We start from the raw sequence: 529 nt of genomic DNA, 5'->3' as shown, positions 1-529 counted from the left end.
TTGCGTTATCCGCAATTGTCTTGGGTGTTATATAGTCAAGCCGCACGAGCAATTAGTATCGGTTAGCTCAACGCCTCGCAGCGCTTACACACCCGACCTATCAACGTCCTGGTCTTGAACGGCTCTTCAGGGACCTCAAGGGTCCAGGGAGATCTCATCTTGGAAGGGGCTTCCCGCTTAGATGCTTTCAGCGGTTATCCTATCCGAACATAGCTACCGGGCAATGCGTCTGGCGACACAACCCGAACACCAGCGGTTCGTCCACTCCGGTCCTCTCGTACTAGGAGCAGCTTTCCTCAAATCTCCAACGTCCACGGCAGATAGGGACCGAACTGTCTCACGACGTTCTAAACCCAGCTCGCGTACCACTTTAAATGGCGAACAGCCATACCCTTGGGACCGGCTTCAGCCCCAGGATGTGATGAGCCGACATCGAGGTGCCAAACACCGCCGTCGATGTGAACTCTTGGGCGGTATCAGCCTGTTATCCCCGGAGTACCTTTTATCCGTTGAGCGATGGCCCTTCCAT

Annotated in this window: 1 rRNA gene; it reads right to left on the bottom strand. The window is 54.8% G+C overall.

The features are described from left to right. Positions 1-31 precede the first annotated feature (31 nt). A 23S ribosomal RNA gene (locus tag DIT71_RS17700) occupies positions 32-529 on the bottom strand; the annotation flags it as partial.

The sequence above is a fragment of the Marinobacter vulgaris genome (assembly GCF_003344045.1).
Taxonomy (GTDB): Bacteria; Pseudomonadota; Gammaproteobacteria; order Pseudomonadales; family Oleiphilaceae; genus Marinobacter; species Marinobacter vulgaris.
This window is presented reverse-complemented; position numbering and strand designations above follow the sequence as displayed.